Here is a 15,835-nt window from a genome sequence, read left to right on the forward strand (position 1 = left end):
CGTCGACCTTGATCGGCCGCAATACCTTCGTCCGCTCCAGCGTCTTGATAATGCGTGAGATGGTTTCGAAGCGCAGGTCGGTGATGTCGGCGATGTCTTGCCGGGTCGGCAGCACGACCTGGCCGGTGCTGTCGGTGAACAGCCGGATCAGGCCAAGGACGCGATCTACCGCCTGGCCGCCGCGCAAGGCGACGATTTCGGCGGCCCGTTGCTGGGCCTGGGCGAGCGAGGCGAGCAGCGATTCGCCGGCCATGGCGCCGACACCTTCCGGCCACGGCGACAGTTCGCACTGGGTCAGCGCAGTGGCCGAGAACGTATAGCAGCCGAAGAGCAGGGTTTCGCAGCCGAGGATGTCGCCGGGGACGGCGAGGCTGGCAAACGAGGCGTCGCCCGATGAAGTCGCGTTATCGAGCCGGATCACCCCGCTGTTGAGCCGCCAGGCGAGGCCGTCGGCGCCGGCCTGATAGACGCCTTGGCCAGCCGCCAGCCGCCGGGCGGGTCGGGCGGCGGAATTGCTACGGTCAACCGGAAAAATCGGGCTAATTTGAAATCTCCTGGCCCGGCCACCTGCCACCCCGATGCAAACCGGGGCGGCGGCGAGGCGCGGAAGGGTCGATCAGAACTTCACGTTGAGCCCGGCGTAGAACGAGCGGCCCATGCCGGGAACGGCGATGCCCCAGGCCATACCGGTCTGGCTCATGGTCGTTCCTTGGCCGGTGTAGGCGCCACCGAGCGGCAGGGTGTAGAACTTGTCGAACAGGTTTTCGACGCCGAAATCGACGCGCAGCTTGTTCCAGGTGTAGCTGGCGCGCAGGTGGGTCAGGCTGTAGCCGGCAGTCTGGATTTCGTTGCGGACGGCCGAGGTGTCGTGCTTGCCGGCGACGCCAACGACTTCGATGGCGTTGTTCCAGCCGCCGATCTGGTGGGTGATCGCCAGCTTGGCGTTGAGCGGCATGATGTTGTAGAGATTGCCGCCGGTGTCGCGGTTCTCGCCGCGGGTGTAGCCGAGCAGGCCGGTCAGGCCGAAGCTGCCGACGCTGGTGCTGGCCAGCGGCAGGCGGCCGGACAGGTCGATACCGTAAAGGCGGGCCGACTGGTTGGCGTATTGCAGCGTGACGAAGCGCGTTGTGCCGGTGGCATTGGTGCCGGCGCAGGTTGTCGCGTTGCTGCAGCGGACGGCGTCGATGTAGTCGTCAACGTAGGTGAAATAGGGCGTGGCCTTGATTTCCCAACTGCGGTCAGCGGCATGGAGGTCGAAGGTAGCGGAAGCGGTGTAGGCTTTTTCGGCCTTCAGATCCATGTTGCCGACGTAGCCGTTGCCATCGCCGACGAAGTTGTTCATGACGGCGGCCATCGACCAGGTCGACCAGGTGTAGCGCTCGTAAAGGTTGGGCGAGCGGACCTTGCGGGCCAGGCCGAATTCGATGTCGGTGGTGGTGCTCGGGGTGTAGCGGGCGAGAGCCGTCAGGTCGAGGTTGTTGTCGGTGCGCTCGTGGCTGCGCGCGTTGAAGGCAGCGGCGTCAAGCTGCTGGTTGTTCCACATCCCCGCCATGCCGTTGGTGCCCGGGTTGTAGCCACGGACATTGCCGGCATCGCTGCTGACCCGTTCGAAGCGGGCGCCAAGCTGGGTCGTCCATTGCTTGCCGATGCGTGCTTCCCATTCGGCAAACATACCCAGGCGATCGCGCTCGCCATCCTTGATGTTGTCAAAAGTGCCCGGCCACATGCCCGAGCCTGAGGGCGGCCACCAGTCGTTCAGCGTGTAGTGCTGGTAGAGGGCGCCGATACGCAACAGGTCGTTGGCGCTCAGGTCGATGTCGGCCTTGACATTGACGCCGGTCGTCTTGCTCGCCGAATACATCGGCATGCCGGCGGCACAGGTAGCGCTGATCGGCGAGCATGGCGTGCCATTGGCCGCGCCCGGGCCACCCGAGGCGGAGCCGTACCAGAAGCGCTTGTCGGCGCCGAAGTCCATGAAGTGGTCGACGTCCTCGTAGTAAGCGCGCGCTTCCAGCAGGCCCCAGTCGAACTGGCCGAGATAGCGCAGATTGACGCGCTTCTGCTCGTTGCCCAGCATGTCCATGCGCTGGTTCGGGTAGAGCTGTTCGGGGACGTCCTGATAGCCGAACTTGGCTTCGACGAGGTGGTTGCCGCCGCGCAGGGCGAAGCCAAGGGTGTGCGTTTGCGATTCGTAGGCGGTCGAGCCGACTTCGTCGAGGGCCAGCGTGTGGCCGACGCGGCCGGTTGCGGTGGTCGTCTTGAAATTGCCGCCGGCCGTATAGTTGTCGGCCTGGGAATAGGCGCCGGTGTAGCTGACGCTGAAGTTTTCGGTGGCGGCCGTGGCGCCGACGTTGCCGCCCAGCGCGTTGTTGTTGCTACGGAAGAAGGCGCCGATCTCGCCCTTGGTGAGCAGGCCCTGGCCGGGCGCGGCGAATTGGGGAGCGGCCGTTTCGGCGACGATGCTGCCGCCGATGCTGTCGCCACCGACGCTGACCGGGGTAATACCGGCATAGACCTTGATCTTGCTGACGGCGTTCGGGTCGAGGTAGGCGAGCGGCGGGTTCATGTGGTTGGGGCAGGTGGCGATGAAATCCATGCCGTCGACGGTGACGCGCAGGCGGTCGTCGGCCAGGCCGTGGATGACCGGCAGGCTGGAAACGCCACCGGCGCCGTACAGGCTGATGCCGGGGACATCCTGCAGGAGAGCGGCGGTGTCACGGGTGACAGCGTGCTTGGCGGCGATTTCTGCAGCACCGATCTGGCGCGGCGTGCTCGCTTCCGGAATCCGGCCGGCGCTGACGACAACTTCGTTCAGCGTGCTCTGCGCAAAGGCGACGGGCGATGAAAAGAGGACGGCCAGTGCGGCAGTCAGCGGACGAATGCGGTACCCCATGAAACTCTCCCTGATTTATTGGCTTATTAACGCGCGCTTATTTTCCGGGAGTTGGTCCTGATGGGGAATGCGACAAATTGTCGCGCGGCAATTTGTCTAATTCCAATAGCGGGGGTGGCGCCGTAGGATTTGACGCTTGTTTTTCTCCTCGGGAGTCAGTTCATGTCAGCCATGCAGATCCGTTTTTTCGTTGCCCTCTGGGTTGCGGTGAGCAGTTTCTCCGCCATGGCCGGTACGGCCGACGACGACTTGCGGATCGCGGCAAAGCTGCACAAGGGGGGCGATAGCGGGCCGGCAGTGACGATCTGGAAAGACTGGGCGGCCAAGGGCAATGTCGATGCGGCGTATAACCTGGCGGTGATCCATCAGTACGGCGACGGTGTGCCGCTCGATTTTGCGGCGGCGCTGCACTGGTACCGGCAGGCGGCGGCGCAGGGCGACAAGGTGGCGCAGTTTCAGATCGGGCTGATGTACCAGAACGGTCAGGGCGTGGCGGCGGATGAAGCCGAGGCGCATCGCTGGTTTACGATGCATCGCCAACACCATCTGCACCACGCCCATGAGCCGCAAATGGTCGTTTGGCGGCAGCAGGCGCTGGCCTTGATCGAGGAACGTGACCGCCGCGAACAGGTGGCGGCATCGCGGGCGAGTTCAGCCCAGGTGCTGGCTGATCTCAGACGCCGGGCCGGGCTGGGCGCCGAACGGCCGACTGCAACGGCAGCGCTGGCGCCGTCGACAACAATCCATTGAGGGCGGCCGGGATTTCAATTTTGGCCATTTTTTCCGGTTGACCGTGGGGTCGAGCTTGGCACCCATCAACCGGTTGGCCGGAATTAGAAACGCTGCGTGATGCCGACGGTGGCAGACCAGCGGCTGGCTAGTTGTCCCGAGCCAGCATCGGCGGGGTCGGTGTTCATGTACTGCACGATGGGTAGCTGCACGTAGCCGTAGAACTGGGTTTGCGGCGTGATGGCGTAGCTCAGACCGGGGCTGAGGTTCACGGCGTAGCCGCCGGAAGCTGCGTTGGCGTTGGCGCCCGTATCGCGCGCGCGGTGCTGGCCGTTGACTTGCAGCAGCAAATTGAGGCCAGCCGTGACTTCATAGTGGGTGCCGATGTCGAGCGCGACTTCTGTGCCCGGACGGTAGTCGTCCTTGGTTGACATGGCAGACTGCACCTGGCCGCTGACAAACCAGCCCCAGCCGGCACCTGGCGCATTCTGGAAATAATAGGCGCCGAGAATGCCGTCAGTGCTGCCCGTGCCGGGCTGGAGGCCGCGCTCGGGCGTGCTCGGTTCGCCGAGGACGGGCGGCGACATGAGCTTGTCGGTGGCACCGGTCGGCATCTTGACGCCGAAGCGGAGCCCGGCGCCGGAATCATGGCGACCCAGATTGAACTTGTATTTGCCGAGCAAACGCAGGTCGCCCAGTTCGCTGAATTTGGCTTGCTGCTCGAACGCACCGGTGGCGGCATCGAAGGTGTGTGTGTGGTCGCGCATGACGAAGGGCAGGCCGAGGGTGATGCTCCATAGCCGATTGATGGCATAGTCGAGATTAAGGTTGACCAGTTGGTTGATTGTGCGTTTGTTCTCAATTTCCGCGTCAGTTCCGCCGCCGGGAACCTCGGTGGCCCGCTTCGAGGAACCGGCCATCCAGCGGTCAGCCTTGGTATAGGAGTAGCGCAGGTCGGCCTGCAGGCCGCTGTCGTTCGACAGCCCCTGAACGTCCCAGTTGGTATTGACCATGCAGAAGGACGAGCCGCAGGAGGCGTGGGCAAGGTTGGCGAGCAGGAATAGCGGCAAGGCAAGTTTGAGGGGCTTCATTTTGAGCTCATCTTCAATCAGGGAAGCCGGATTGTAGTTTGCCAAGGCCGGTGGTTTCTGCGACAAATTGTCGCGGACGAAGTCTGCACATCGTTTGGATTTTGGCTGTTTTCCCGGGTTGACCGTGGCCCTCGGCAGCGGGCGGTGGCAGCGGCTTGCCGGCGCGCCACCGGGCCGGAAACTCTCTCGGTCAGGCGGCGGTCACGCCGTTCAGCTTGTCGAGCGCTTCGCGCAATTTGCCGGGTTCGTCGAGACGCAGCATCTTGCGGACGTTGGGGGCGAGGTCGTTGACGTCGGACTTGAGCACGCGGTTCTTGACCTTGAGGATTTGCGCCGGGTGCATCGAGAAAATGCGTAGCCCCATGCCCAGCAGCAGGCGGGTCAGATTGGGGTCGCCAGCCATTTCGCCACACACTGAAATCGGAATCTCGGCTTTTTCCGCCATCGACAGCGTGTGGGCGAGCAGCATGAGTACGGCCGGATGCAGCGGGTCGTAGAGAGCGGCGACCTGCTCGTCGGAACGGTCGATGGCCAGCGTGTATTGGATGAGGTCGTTGGTGCCGATCGACAGGAAGTCGAGGCGGCGCAGGAAGAGGCCGATGGCCAGCGCGGCGGCCGGAATTTCGATCATGCCGCCGACCTGGATGTTTTCATCGAAGCTGACTTTTTCGCCGCGCAGGCTCGATTTGGCCTGTTCGAGCGCAGCCAGCGTCTGGTCGATCTCGTGGGCGTGGGCCAGCATCGGGATGAGCAGCTTGATCGGACCGTATTTCGAGGCGCGCAGGATGGCCCGCAACTGGGTCTGGAACATCCGCGGCTCGGCCAGCGATAGGCGAATGGCCCGGCGGCCGAGCGCCGGGTTGGTCTTGACGCGATCGCCGGCCGTCGTGTCCGGGCGCAGATCCTTGTCGTTGCCGAGGTCGAAGGTGCGGATGGTGACCGGTCGACCAGCCATGCCCTTGACCACTTTCTTGTAGGCCTCGTACTGCTCGCGCTCGTCGGGCATGTCGCCGCGGTCGAGGAAGAGGAATTCGGTGCGGAACAGGCCGATGCCTTCGGCGCCGCAATCGAGGGCCATTGGCACGTCGCCGGGCAGCTCAATGTTGGCGAAGAGCTGCACCGGGATGCCGTCGATGGTTTCCGATTTGGCGGTCTTCAGGCGCTTGAGCTTGTTCTTCTCAAGCTCGATCTGCTCCTTGCGCAGCTGGTATTCGTCCAGCACGCGCTGGTCCGGGTTGACGATGACGACACCGCGCATGCCGTCGACGATGAGCAGCTCGCCGTCGCGAATCAGGCCACGGGCATTTTCCAGGCCGAGCACGGCGGGGATTGCCATGCTGCGGGCAAGGATGGAGGTGTGCGAGGTAGCGCCGCCGACATCGGTAATGAAAGCGGCGAAGCGGTGGTCCTTGAAGGCGATGGTGTCGGCCGGCGAGAGATCGTGGGCGACGATGATCAGCACTTCTTCCTTCGAACTCTTGGCTACCTTCAGCGCGTTGCGGCGCGGGTGGCCGAGGAGCTCCTTGACGACGCGCTCGACGACCTGGACGACGTCGAACTTGCGTTCGCGCAGGTAAACATCGTCGAACTGCTCGAACTGGTCGACCAGGTGCTCCATCTGCTGGACCAGCGCCCATTCGGCATTGCATCGCCGTTCGCGGATGATGTCGCGGGGCTTCTCCGCCAGCTCCGGATCTTCGAGGAACATGGTATGAATGTCGATGAAGGCATTGAGCTCGGCCGGCGCGTGCTCGGTGTTCTCCTTGGTCTGGATCAGCTCTTCCTTGACCGCCTTGATGGCTTCGTCGAAGCGCTCGACTTCCTTGTCCACCATGCGCGGCGCCAACGTCAGGTGGGCGACCTCGAGCGTGGCATGCGACATGAGCATGGCCCGCCCGATGGCGATACCGCCGGAGACCCCGAGGCCGTGCAGGATGAAGCTCATGGTGCGACCTTTCGCCGGGCTACCCCCAGCACGGTCGACGCCCCAGCGGGGGGGCGCGAGCCAGGCGAGCGTGGGGGTCGATTCATTTATTCACCTTCGCCGAAATAGTCGGCAATCAACGCCAGCAGGGCCGCCATGGCCTCGGCTTCATCGGCACCGTTGGTTTCCAGCGTTACCTTCGACCCCTTGCCGGCGGCCAGCATCATGACGCCCATGATGCTCTTGGCGTTGATCCGGCGCGCCCCCTTGCTCATCGCCACCTCGCACTTGAACTTGCCGGCCGTCTGGGTCAGCTTGGCCGAGGCGCGGGCATGAAGGCCGAGTTTGTTGATGATTTCGGTTTCCTGGGTAAGCATCGTGGTCGATTCCGGTTGTTCAGTGGTCAAGCATGTTGATGATGCCGTCGCGGCCGCCATCGCGGGCGCGAACGAGCAGGGTTTCCATGCCCTTGTCGCGGTAAGTCAGGGCGCGCAACAGCATGGGCATATTGACGCCGGTCAGCCCCTCGACCCGGCCCCGGTCCAGCAACTTTAGCGCAAGGTTGGCCGGAGAGGCGCCGAAAATATCGGTCAGGATCAGCACGCCATCGCCTTCGTCCACCAGGGCGAGCATCTCGCGCGCCATTGGCAGCATGTCCAGCGGGTCGTCCCGGGCGCTCAGGCCGAGCTGCATGACCAGCGGTGGACGCTTGTTCAGCACATGGCAGACATTCTGGACGAGTGCTTCGCCAAAGCCACCATGGGTGATGAGAAGGATGCCGATCATGCCCGGGATTCTAACCCGAAGCACATTTACCGGCGGCTGACGATCAGTATCCCGATGACGACCAGCGCGGCACCGGCCATCTGGGCCAGGGAAATCGATTCGCCAAGCAGCCACCAGCCGAAACCAATGGTCAGCATCGGCCCGACCATGCCGAACAGCGAAGCCCGCCCGGCGCCGATCCGGCGAATCGCCGCCGACTGGGCGAAAACCGGGACGATGGTGGCGAATACCGCCATCGCCAGCCCCCAGCCGTAAACCGGCAGCGGCTGGATGAAGGCGGTGATCGGGTGCGAGGCGGAAAAATGGGCCAAGGTGACGGCCGACGAAACGAGCATGGCCAGTGCCGAAAAGCGCATGGCGCCGAGCCGGGCGATCATGGGCCCGCTGCCCGACAGATAGAGCGCATACGATACGCTGGAACCAAAGACCAGGGCGCCGCCGATCCATACATTGCGGACATCTCCCAGACCAAGGTCGTGCACGAAGGCGAAGCCGATGCCGAGGTAGCACAGCGCGACGGCAATCACTTCTTGGCGGGTCAAGGCCTTGCCTTGAAAGAGCACGCCGATCAGGATGGTCAGCGTCGGGTAGGTGAACAGGATCAGCCGTTCGAGGCCAGCCGAAATGGTCTGCAGCCCCCAGAAATCGAGAATGCTCGCGCCGTAATAGCCGAGGCAGCCGAGGGCGAACAGCTTGAGCCAGTCGTCGCGCGTCAGGCTGGCGCCGGCCCGTTGCCCGGCCAGACCGACCCACAGAAAAACCGGCAGCGCGAAACCCATGCGCAAGGCAAGCAGCGTGATGGCATCGACACCGTACGGATAGGCCAGCTTGACGAAAATTGCTTTGAGCGAAAAGCCGAGCGCCGCGATGAGCGCCAGACCTGCACCATAAGCATTCGATTTTTCCAAAACCATTCCCGGGTTGATGTTTGCAGATGCCATTAAAAACGCCATTGGCGCTACGGGCAATTGGTATTATTCAAAGCAAGCATTCGTTATGGACGAAACCATGCGCTACGATCTACCCGACCTCCGGCTCGTCGCCGCCATCGCCGATTCCGGCAGCCTGACCCGTGCTGCCGAACAGGTCCATCTGGCGCCATCCTCTGCCAGCCATCGGCTGACGCAGCTTGAAGCAGCCCTCGGCGTGCCGCTCTTTGCCCGCCATGCCCGCGGCCTGAGGCCGACGGCGGCCGGCGAATCGCTGCTCCGCCACGCCCGGCAAGTCTTCGCCCAGCTCGAACAGATGCACGCCGACCTGGCGCCCTACGCCAGCGGCCTGAACAGCCAGGTCACCGTCTTTGCCAACACCAACGCCATCAACTGCTTCCTGCCCGAAGACCTCGGCGATTTTCTGCGCGAACACCCGCGCGTCCGCGTCAGCCTCGAAGAGCAGCCGAGTCCGGCGATCATTCAGGCCGTGGCGGCCGGGCAGGTCGATATTGGTGTGGTGGCTTCGGAAGTCGGGCTGACCGGCATTGAAACCCGGCCTTATCGGCAGGATCGGCTGGTCCTCATCGTCGCCCCTGGCCACCCACTGGCCGACAAAAGCGAACTGGCCTTCGCCGACGTGCTCAGCGAACCCTTCGTCTGTCTGCATGCCGGCAGCGCCATTCACACCTTCATGATGAACCACGCCGCGCGGCTGGGCAGCCGGCTCGACGTGCGCATTCAGGTACGCAGTTTCAGCGCCGTCTGCCGGATGGTGGCGGCTGGGGTCGGCATCGGCATGGTGCCGCGTTCTGCCACGGTCGACGGCATAAAAACGATAGAAATCACCGATCCGTGGGCGCCGCGCGATCTGCAACTGTGCGTCCGCTCGCGCGCCGCGCTGAGCCCAACGGCGGCCGCCCTTTTCGACCATCTGGCCGGCAAGGGCGGTGTTGAAATTACAGCGGGCGCTTGACGGTCAGCGCGCCGCGAATCTGGCCCTTGCTGTAGCCGGTCGCCCGATCGTGCGGGTAGCTCTCGACCAGCTTGGCCTTGAGGCCGGCGTCCATGCCGTCGACCGCGCCGTGGCATTTCAGGCAAACGTCGCCGACCGGCAGCGCCTTCATGTAGCGGAAGACCGGCTTGCCGTCGATGCTGACGATCTCGCTCTTTTCCATCGTGTCGATCTTCTCGCCATTGGCGGCGCGGATATTGAAATCGGCCAACTGGCGAACTTCCCACAAATCTGGCGTGCCGCGCTCGGCATTGCGCGTTTTGAGGCTGACGCGGCGGATGTCCCAGCCGGTTTCCTGGCGCTTGGCCTTGATCAGGGCCGGCGCCTGCTCCTTGCACACCGGAATCGCCCCGGCCACGCCCTTTTCGGCGACGGCTTCCTGCATCGCTGCGACCACCTTGGGAACGACCGGCAGTACGGCCTTCTTGGTCTCAGCGGTCAGTGCCCCGATATCCTGAGCCAAGGCGGGGAGGGCTGTGAGCAGAAAAACGGCGGTGAGCAATGTTTTCATGGCAGATTTCACGTCAAATTAGCGAACGCTTATTTTATACCTGCTTGGTGACAAGCTGCCTACCTGCTTTGCTTGGCGTCTTGCTGTGCCGCTCGTTGCCACGGTCAACCGGAAAAAAGGCGCAAAAATGAAATGGCGCCGGAGGTTCTCCCTGCTCGCGCAGATCTGTCACCAACTCTACTCGCCACACAGGGGGCACCCCATGCCCGCCTCGCCATGACCTGCTACGTCTGGCGTGAGAGATGCGGTCACCGACCTGATCATTGCTTCTCCCGCTTCACTCGGCCAGCGGGGTAGGGGATCTATCGCTTGAAAATCGAATACAGCCGAGGCTGCCTCTGTTGTCCGCGACAAAACGCCTTGCTTACAAACGGGAAATCCGTTTTTCCAGTCTGGCAACATCGTCCCGCAAGGAATTGACTGCTTTGCCGAAATCAGCAACATCCCTGTTAGGCGTCAACATTCCTGACTCTTCAGCGGCGTATTCCGAGAAGTTATTGGCAACGCTAGCGATGGCTTGGGGAATGGCAACAGCCATCGTCCGAGCCAGTCGGGCAAAACGGTGAGCGGGAATATCGCCAACCAACTCAGCCAAGTCGGCCTCGGCATCCCATTGCAAATTGCGCAAAACAAATGCGAGACTCTCGGCAATATCGGCGGAGCCATCGAGTTTAACCGATGAAAACAGCGAGTCGCGGCTAAGCAGCAAACGGACCGGTACGTCCGCAGGCAAGGTAATCCTGACATCGGGTTCATGTGCCGAGTCACCTGACTGAAACAGGCCATGCTCATCAATAGCCAACCGAACCACAAGTAGACCGGATTCAATCACTACCTGCGCCCCGGAATGCCCAATCAACCTGGCCTGAGCCCAGTTTTCGGCCAGTATGAGATGGTTCAGGAGACGAATGGCCAGCGCATTGAGCACGTTCATTGACGCCAAAACCTAGAACTTGTACCCGCGGTGCAGAGCGACAACGCCCAGGGCGAGATTGAAGTACTCGACTTTTTCCAGGCCGACCTGCTCCATCATGGCTTTCAGTTCCTCCTGCCCGGGATGGACGCGAATAGACTCAGAGAGATAGCGATAGCTGTCGGAATCGTTTGTTACCAACTGGCCAACACGCGGGATGACCTTGAAAGAATAAAAATCGTAGAGTGGGGCCAGCGGCTTCCAGATCTGCGAGAACTCGAGCACCAGCAGACGTCCGCCCGGACGCACGACGCGCCGCATTTCAGCCAGCGCAGCGTCCTTGTGGGTCATGTTGCGCAAGCCAAAGGCGACCGTGACGCAGTCGAACCAGTCGTCTGGGAAGGGAAGCTTCTCGGCGTCGCATTGTGCAACCGGTAGCATGTACCCCTTATCGAGCAACCGGTCGCGGCCGCGGGCCAGCATTGCATTATTGATATCGGTGAGCCAGACCTGACCGCTTTTACCGACGCGCTTGGCAAAAGCCAGCGATAGATCACCGGTGCCCCCTGCGACATCAAGTACCCGCGAGCCTTCGCGTACGCCGCTGCGCTGGATGGTGAACGCCTTCCACAGACGGTGCATGCCTCCCGACATCAGATCGTTCATCAGGTCGTAGCGACTGGCGACCGAATCGAATACGTCGGCGACGCGACGAGCCTTCTCCTGCTCAGCAACGGTTTCGTAGCCAAAATGGGTTTTTTCGTTGTTCATGATTTCAGTGGTGGTGGCCGCAGCTTCCGGCTGCCGGACGTGATGAAGTGTCGATATCGCGCGACAGTCCCTGTTTTTCGATTTGCGTCAGATATTCCCGCCAGAGCGCCTCATGATGTTTGCCCAGGTTGTAGAGCAAGTCCCACGAATAGAGGCCGCTGTCGTGACCATCGGAAAAGACCAGGCGTAGCGCATAGGTGCCGACCGGCTCAACACGTTCGATATCAATATCGCGCTTGCCGGTCTGCAAGGTTTCCTGGCCAGGGCCGTGGCCCCGGGCTTCGGCGGAAGGCGTATAGACCCGCAGAAATTCGAAATCCAGCGAGAAATTTTCGCCCTCGGCGTAGATCAGTTCCAGCCGGCGGGATTTCTTGTGCAGCTTGATTTCGCTCGGTATCGGGGTGTCACGATCAATACCCGCCATAGTTTTCTCCAAAATGAGGCCGCTAGTTTAGCGCACTCGCCGCAACGCTAGGCCAGGACAGGTCAAATCACCGAATAGCTGATGCGGTCGTAGTCGGTACCACGCTGAAGAACATGGTTCATCCTTATCTGCCAGGGGGTCTCGTCACCGGACGATACATCGAGTATCCGACTGGCCTGATACATCCCTGGTGGCAGGACAATCGAGCCTTCTTCCTTGATCGCCGGCACTGGCGGCAATAAAAAGGCGCGCACGAAGCGCTCGCTGTTGCCTGCCTTCATCGCGGCGACGCGCACGCCAATGCCGACCGGCATGCCGGGCAGGGTGGCGACGCCGACGATCAGTCCGCCATCGTCTTCCTGCATCAGCCAGGTTGCCTGCACGAGCAGGAAATGATCGCCGTCGTGGGGACAGACCACCATCAGCTGGCCATGCGAGATCCGCATTCCGGCGCAGCTGCGACCGAGGCGGAACCCATTCGCCGAATGGTTAATTACCGACCATTCGTCGACCGGGAAGCTGACCAACGGTCTGATGGCCGGCGTCTGATCGGAATCGACACGCTCGCCAAAAGTGAACAACTGGTCGAATTCGCCGCGCGAGAATGCGGCGGCCGAATCTGGCTGCTCGAATTCCTTACCGGTAACGCAAAAATGGATCGCCTCGAAGCCAACCGCAACTTTAGCAATGCCCTCGGTCGCGAAACGCCGGAAACGACGCGGTGAGGCAGACTGCGTCCAGGGGCGGGAAAGATGATCGAGCAGGCCGATAACATGGCCGCTGGTTTCCTCGCCCAGACCGAGTTGGGATGGCGTGATGCGCTGACGCAACTGGCTCAGCATGTGATTGATTTGCAGGCCGAGCCGCGTGGTGTCCAGGCGCCGCGTATCCGGGGACGGCTGGTCGGCGACGGCAGTCGGATGCAGCGGCGAATCTTTCATCAATTCGATGACGTAGGCGGGGACCTCAAGGTCGTCTTCCAGCTTGTGAATGGAAACCAATGGCGACCACATGCCGGCCCAGCGCCGGATCAGATTGAGATTACGCACGCTGTTGCTATAGGGGCTGGCAATGTCGATGAGCAGCAGTGTGGTGTAAGCGGCGGCGCAATGGGTCGCCTGCAGACTGTTTTCGAGGGCATCCTCGACCGGGGTGTAGGCGATTCCCCATTCCTCGGCCGTCTCGTAAAAACCGTGCAGGTCGAGCCAGATGCCTGGCGGCAAATCGCGGCGAGCGCGGTAGTGTTCGAGAATGACCATTCCCGTGTAGTACAGGCAGCGATGCAGGATGGTGGCCATCATGGTCACATACTGGGCATTTTCTGCATCCGGCTCTTCAATCCGTGCACACAGCGCATAAGCCTTGCCCATCTTGCGCCAGGCCGCCACTACCTGCTTAAAGAAGGACTCCTCTTCCTCGGCGAGCGGCAGTGCCTTGTTGTGATAGCGCCGGGCCATTTCCTCTTCGACGAAGCACATTGGCGCCCGCGCCTGCTCAAGCAGAGCGAGCAGCACGCCGGATTCGGGGGGGGCTGCGAGCAGCGAGTCGATAAAACACATCAACTGCCGCTCGGCAACAATCGGGTTGGCCAGCGACAGTTGGGAGAGATAGTTCATCCCGCTTTGCAGATCTGAAATGACGGGCGCTTCCATGGCGGTTGAATTCATGATTCCCAGCCTTATTCGATAGTTGCCAACGCTTCGGCTACAGCCTGCGCCAGGTCCGCGTCACTGACCGCTGGCCGTGGCGCCAGCCCCTCCCGCCGGACGCTGCCCCACACCGGTTCCGGAAAATGCCGGTCATTCTGCCAGCGCGGAATGATGTGCCAATGGACATGCGGAACCATATTGCCAAAACTGGCCAGATTGATTTTATCCGGATTGAATAACCGCCGGACGACGGATTCGACGGTAAAAACAACGTGCATCAGCAGGACTTGCTGACTGGCCTCAAGATCGCTCATCTCGCGCACATGACCGTTCCAGATGACGCGGCAGAAGCCCGGGTAATGCGGATCTTCAACCCGGACGACGCGGCAAAGCGCCGACTGCCAAAGAATGGCTCCGCCGGGGTTTATGCACAATTCACACGACTGACTATCGTTACTCACGCTATCTCGCTCCGGTTATCCGGGAAGGATTACACCGAAGCTTAATTATCACAACCCACCCGCGCAAAAGAATGGGCTATTTCACGGTCAACCCGAAAAATCACGCAAAAATCAAAGAAGAACTCGCTCGATCCCGCCCGTATTGGCCTTGCCGACGTAATCCGCCATCCAGTTTTCGCCGAGCAGATGCCTGGCCAATTCGACGACGATGTAATCGGCCGTGGTGCCGGCATCGTCGTCGTAACGGGAGAGGCCCTGCAGACAGGCCGGGCAGGAAGTCAGAATCTTGACGTCGCCCATGAAACCGTCGGCGCGCAGCTTGGCGGCGCCGCTTTCGATGTCTTCCTGCTTGCGGAATTTGACCTGGGTCGCGATGTCCGGCCGGGAATAGGCGAAGGACCCCGCATCCCCGCAGCAACGGTCAGTCAGCGGCACTTCCTGACCCATCAGCGCCTTGGTCACGGCGAGCGGCGCGTAGGCCTTCATCGGCGTGTGGCAAGGGTCGTGGTACATGTAGCGCGTGCCGCTAACGCCTTCCAGCTTGACGCCCTTTTCCATCAGGTATTCGTGGATGTCGAGCAGGCGGCAACCCGGAAAGATCTTCTCGAACTGGTATTTCTGCAGCTGATCCATGCAGGTGCCGCAGGAGACAATCACCGTTTTGATGTCGAGATAGTTGAGCGTATTGGCGACCCGGTGGAAGAGGACGCGGTTATCCGTCGTGATCTTCTGGCCCTTGTCCTCTTCGCCCGAGGCGGTCTGCGGATAGCCGCAGCACAGGTAGCCCGGCGGCAGCACGGTAGTGGCACCGGTTTCGTAGAGCATGGCCTGCGTGGCCAGGCCGACCTGCGAGAACAGCCGCTCGGAACCGCAACCGGGGAAGTAGAAGACGGCGTCCGACTCCTCGGTCGTTTTGCGCGGATTGCGGATGACCGGGATGACCTTGTCGTCCTCGATGTCGAGCAGGGCGCGCGAGGTGCGCTTGGGCAGATTGCCCGGCATCGGCCGGTTGAGGAAATGGATGATCTGCGTCTTGACGGTCGGCGCACCAACCGTCGCCGGCGGATGTTTGCGGCTGTCCTGGACCAGGCCGAGTGCCTTGGCCGCCTTGTGGACGAGGCGCTGGGCCTTGAAACCGAAGTCCATCATGCCGAAACGCATGAGCTTGATGGTCGCCGGGTCTTTCAGGTTGAGGTAGGTCATCGCCGCAAAGGTGCCGGGGCTGAAGCGCTTTTTCTCCTGCTTGCGCAGGAAATTGCGCATGGCGACAGAAACATCGCCGAAATCGATGTCGACCGGGCAGGGCTTGACGCAACGGTGGCAGACCGTGCAGTGGTCGGCGACGTCGTTGAATTCGTCGAAATGCTTGAGCGAAATGCCACGCCGGGTCTGCTCTTCGTAGAGGAAGGCTTCGACCAGCAACGAGGTGGCGAGAATCTTGTTGCGCGGCGAGTAGAGCAGGTTGGCCCGCGGCACGTGCGTTGAGCAGACCGGCTTGCATTTGCCGCAGCGCAGGCAGTCCTTGACCATGTCGGAAATCTTGCCGATTTCGGACTGTTCCATGATCAGCGACTCGGTGCCGAGCAGGCTGAACGATGGCGTGTAGGCATTGCCGAGGTCGCCACCGGGCATCAGCTTGCCCTTGTTGAAACGGCCTTCCGGGTCGACCTTCTGCTTGTAGGCACGGAAGGGGCCGAGCTCTTCTTCGGTCAGGAATTCGAGCTTGGTGATGCCGATGC

The 15,835-nt window shown here is 61.9% G+C and carries 16 protein-coding genes; 2 read left to right on the forward strand and 14 right to left on the reverse strand.

Annotation, left to right across the window (positions count from 1 at the left end):
* Positions 1-574: Crp/Fnr family transcriptional regulator (locus ADADOO_RS08665; RefSeq protein WP_511276754.1), on the reverse strand; the 574-nt coding region annotated here is incomplete at its 3' end.
* A gap of 42 nt (positions 575-616) precedes the next feature.
* Complete coding sequence (locus ADADOO_RS08670; RefSeq protein ID WP_511276756.1) at positions 617-2,893, reverse strand: TonB-dependent receptor plug domain-containing protein; 2,277 nt, start codon at positions 2,891-2,893, stop codon at positions 617-619.
* 162 nt (positions 2,894-3,055) lie between these two features.
* Here ADADOO_RS08670 and ADADOO_RS08675 point away from each other — a divergent pair, with 162 nt between their 5' ends.
* Positions 3,056-3,643, forward strand: a complete 588-nt coding sequence (locus tag ADADOO_RS08675; protein ID WP_511276757.1) for a tetratricopeptide repeat protein — start codon at positions 3,056-3,058, stop codon at positions 3,641-3,643.
* Between the two features lie 83 nt (positions 3,644-3,726).
* On the opposite strand, the gene ADADOO_RS08680 is transcribed toward ADADOO_RS08675, so the two are convergent.
* From ADADOO_RS08680 to ADADOO_RS08700, 5 genes are all read right to left on the reverse strand, one after another.
* The gene (locus ADADOO_RS08680; RefSeq protein WP_511276758.1) at positions 3,727-4,713 is read right to left on the reverse strand and encodes a transporter; all 987 of its coding nucleotides are present in this window, start codon (positions 4,711-4,713) and stop codon (positions 3,727-3,729) included.
* A gap of 190 nt (positions 4,714-4,903) precedes the next feature.
* Positions 4,904-6,658, reverse strand: coding sequence for a phosphoenolpyruvate--protein phosphotransferase (gene ptsP, locus ADADOO_RS08685; protein ID WP_511276760.1), 1,755 nt, complete (start codon positions 6,656-6,658; stop codon positions 4,904-4,906).
* An 86-nt stretch (positions 6,659-6,744) separates the two neighbouring features.
* Positions 6,745-7,014, reverse strand: a complete 270-nt coding sequence (locus ADADOO_RS08690) for an HPr family phosphocarrier protein (protein ID WP_511276762.1) — start codon at positions 7,012-7,014, stop codon at positions 6,745-6,747.
* Positions 7,015-7,033: 19 nt separating this feature from the next.
* Positions 7,034-7,423: a PTS sugar transporter subunit IIA gene (locus ADADOO_RS08695; RefSeq protein ID WP_511276763.1), complete on the reverse strand. Its 390-nt coding sequence runs from the start codon at positions 7,421-7,423 to the stop codon at positions 7,034-7,036.
* A gap of 26 nt (positions 7,424-7,449) precedes the next feature.
* Positions 7,450-8,364 (reverse strand): DMT family transporter, encoded by a 915-nt coding sequence (locus tag ADADOO_RS08700; protein ID WP_511276765.1) that lies wholly within the window; start codon positions 8,362-8,364, stop codon positions 7,450-7,452.
* 55 nt (positions 8,365-8,419) lie between these two features.
* On the opposite strand from ADADOO_RS08700, the gene ADADOO_RS08705 reads away from it, so the two are divergent.
* Positions 8,420-9,328 (forward strand): LysR family transcriptional regulator, encoded by a 909-nt coding sequence (locus ADADOO_RS08705; RefSeq protein ID WP_511276766.1) that lies wholly within the window; start codon positions 8,420-8,422, stop codon positions 9,326-9,328.
* Here the strand turns inward: ADADOO_RS08705 and ADADOO_RS08710 are convergent.
* The 7 genes from ADADOO_RS08710 to ADADOO_RS08740 form a co-directional block, all read right to left on the reverse strand.
* A complete protein-coding gene (locus tag ADADOO_RS08710) occupies positions 9,312-9,878 on the reverse strand; it encodes a Tll0287-like domain-containing protein (RefSeq protein WP_511276768.1) in 567 nt (188 codons plus the stop codon). The genes ADADOO_RS08705 and ADADOO_RS08710 overlap by 17 nt on opposite strands.
* Positions 9,879-10,242: 364 nt before the next feature.
* Positions 10,243-10,812, reverse strand: coding sequence for a ubiquinone biosynthesis accessory factor UbiJ (locus ADADOO_RS08715; protein ID WP_511276770.1), 570 nt, complete (start codon positions 10,810-10,812; stop codon positions 10,243-10,245).
* Positions 10,813-10,824: 12 nt separating this feature from the next.
* On the reverse strand, positions 10,825-11,562 hold the full coding sequence (gene ubiE, locus ADADOO_RS08720; RefSeq protein ID WP_511276771.1) for a bifunctional demethylmenaquinone methyltransferase/2-methoxy-6-polyprenyl-1,4-benzoquinol methylase UbiE: 738 nt from the start codon (positions 11,560-11,562) through the stop codon (positions 10,825-10,827).
* Positions 11,563-11,566: 4 nt separating this feature from the next.
* Entirely contained in the window at positions 11,567-11,986 is a 420-nt protein-coding gene (locus ADADOO_RS08725) for a gamma-butyrobetaine hydroxylase family protein (RefSeq protein WP_511276773.1), read from the reverse strand.
* Positions 11,987-12,048: 62 nt separating this feature from the next.
* Positions 12,049-13,653 carry a cyclic-di-GMP receptor FimW-related protein gene (locus tag ADADOO_RS08730; protein ID WP_511276775.1) on the reverse strand — a complete coding sequence of 535 codons (1,605 nt, stop codon included), beginning with the start codon at positions 13,651-13,653 and terminating at the stop codon, positions 12,049-12,051.
* Between the two features lie 11 nt (positions 13,654-13,664).
* Positions 13,665-14,096, reverse strand: coding sequence for an HIT family protein (locus ADADOO_RS08735; RefSeq protein WP_511276777.1), 432 nt, complete (start codon positions 14,094-14,096; stop codon positions 13,665-13,667).
* 111 nt (positions 14,097-14,207) lie between these two features.
* On the reverse strand, positions 14,208-15,835 hold a 1,628-nt coding region (locus ADADOO_RS08740), incomplete at its 5' end, for a DUF3400 domain-containing protein (RefSeq protein ID WP_511276779.1).

The sequence above is a fragment of the Azonexus sp. genome (assembly GCF_036170495.1).
Classification (GTDB): domain Bacteria; phylum Pseudomonadota; class Gammaproteobacteria; order Burkholderiales; family Rhodocyclaceae; genus Azonexus.

Coding starts and splice junctions, on each gene's coding strand:
- ADADOO_RS08670 (WP_511276756.1), bottom strand. CDS start 2,893: ATGGGGTACCGCATTCGTCCGCTGACTGCCGCACTGGCCGTCCTCTTT.
- ADADOO_RS08675 (WP_511276757.1), top strand. CDS start 3,056: ATGTCAGCCATGCAGATCCGTTTTTTCGTTGCCCTCTGGGTTGCGGTG.
- ADADOO_RS08680 (WP_511276758.1), bottom strand. CDS start 4,713: ATGAAGCCCCTCAAACTTGCCTTGCCGCTATTCCTGCTCGCCAACCTT.
- ptsP (WP_511276760.1), bottom strand. CDS start 6,658: ATGAGCTTCATCCTGCACGGCCTCGGGGTCTCCGGCGGTATCGCCATC.
- ADADOO_RS08690 (WP_511276762.1), bottom strand. CDS start 7,014: ATGCTTACCCAGGAAACCGAAATCATCAACAAACTCGGCCTTCATGCC.
- ADADOO_RS08695 (WP_511276763.1), bottom strand. CDS start 7,423: ATGATCGGCATCCTTCTCATCACCCATGGTGGCTTTGGCGAAGCACTC.
- ADADOO_RS08700 (WP_511276765.1), bottom strand. CDS start 8,364: ATGGCATCTGCAAACATCAACCCGGGAATGGTTTTGGAAAAATCGAAT.
- ADADOO_RS08705 (WP_511276766.1), top strand. CDS start 8,420: ATGGACGAAACCATGCGCTACGATCTACCCGACCTCCGGCTCGTCGCC.
- ADADOO_RS08710 (WP_511276768.1), bottom strand. CDS start 9,878: ATGAAAACATTGCTCACCGCCGTTTTTCTGCTCACAGCCCTCCCCGCC.
- ADADOO_RS08715 (WP_511276770.1), bottom strand. CDS start 10,812: ATGAACGTGCTCAATGCGCTGGCCATTCGTCTCCTGAACCATCTCATA.
- ubiE (WP_511276771.1), bottom strand. CDS start 11,562: ATGAACAACGAAAAAACCCATTTTGGCTACGAAACCGTTGCTGAGCAG.
- ADADOO_RS08725 (WP_511276773.1), bottom strand. CDS start 11,986: ATGGCGGGTATTGATCGTGACACCCCGATACCGAGCGAAATCAAGCTG.
- ADADOO_RS08730 (WP_511276775.1), bottom strand. CDS start 13,653: ATGAATTCAACCGCCATGGAAGCGCCCGTCATTTCAGATCTGCAAAGC.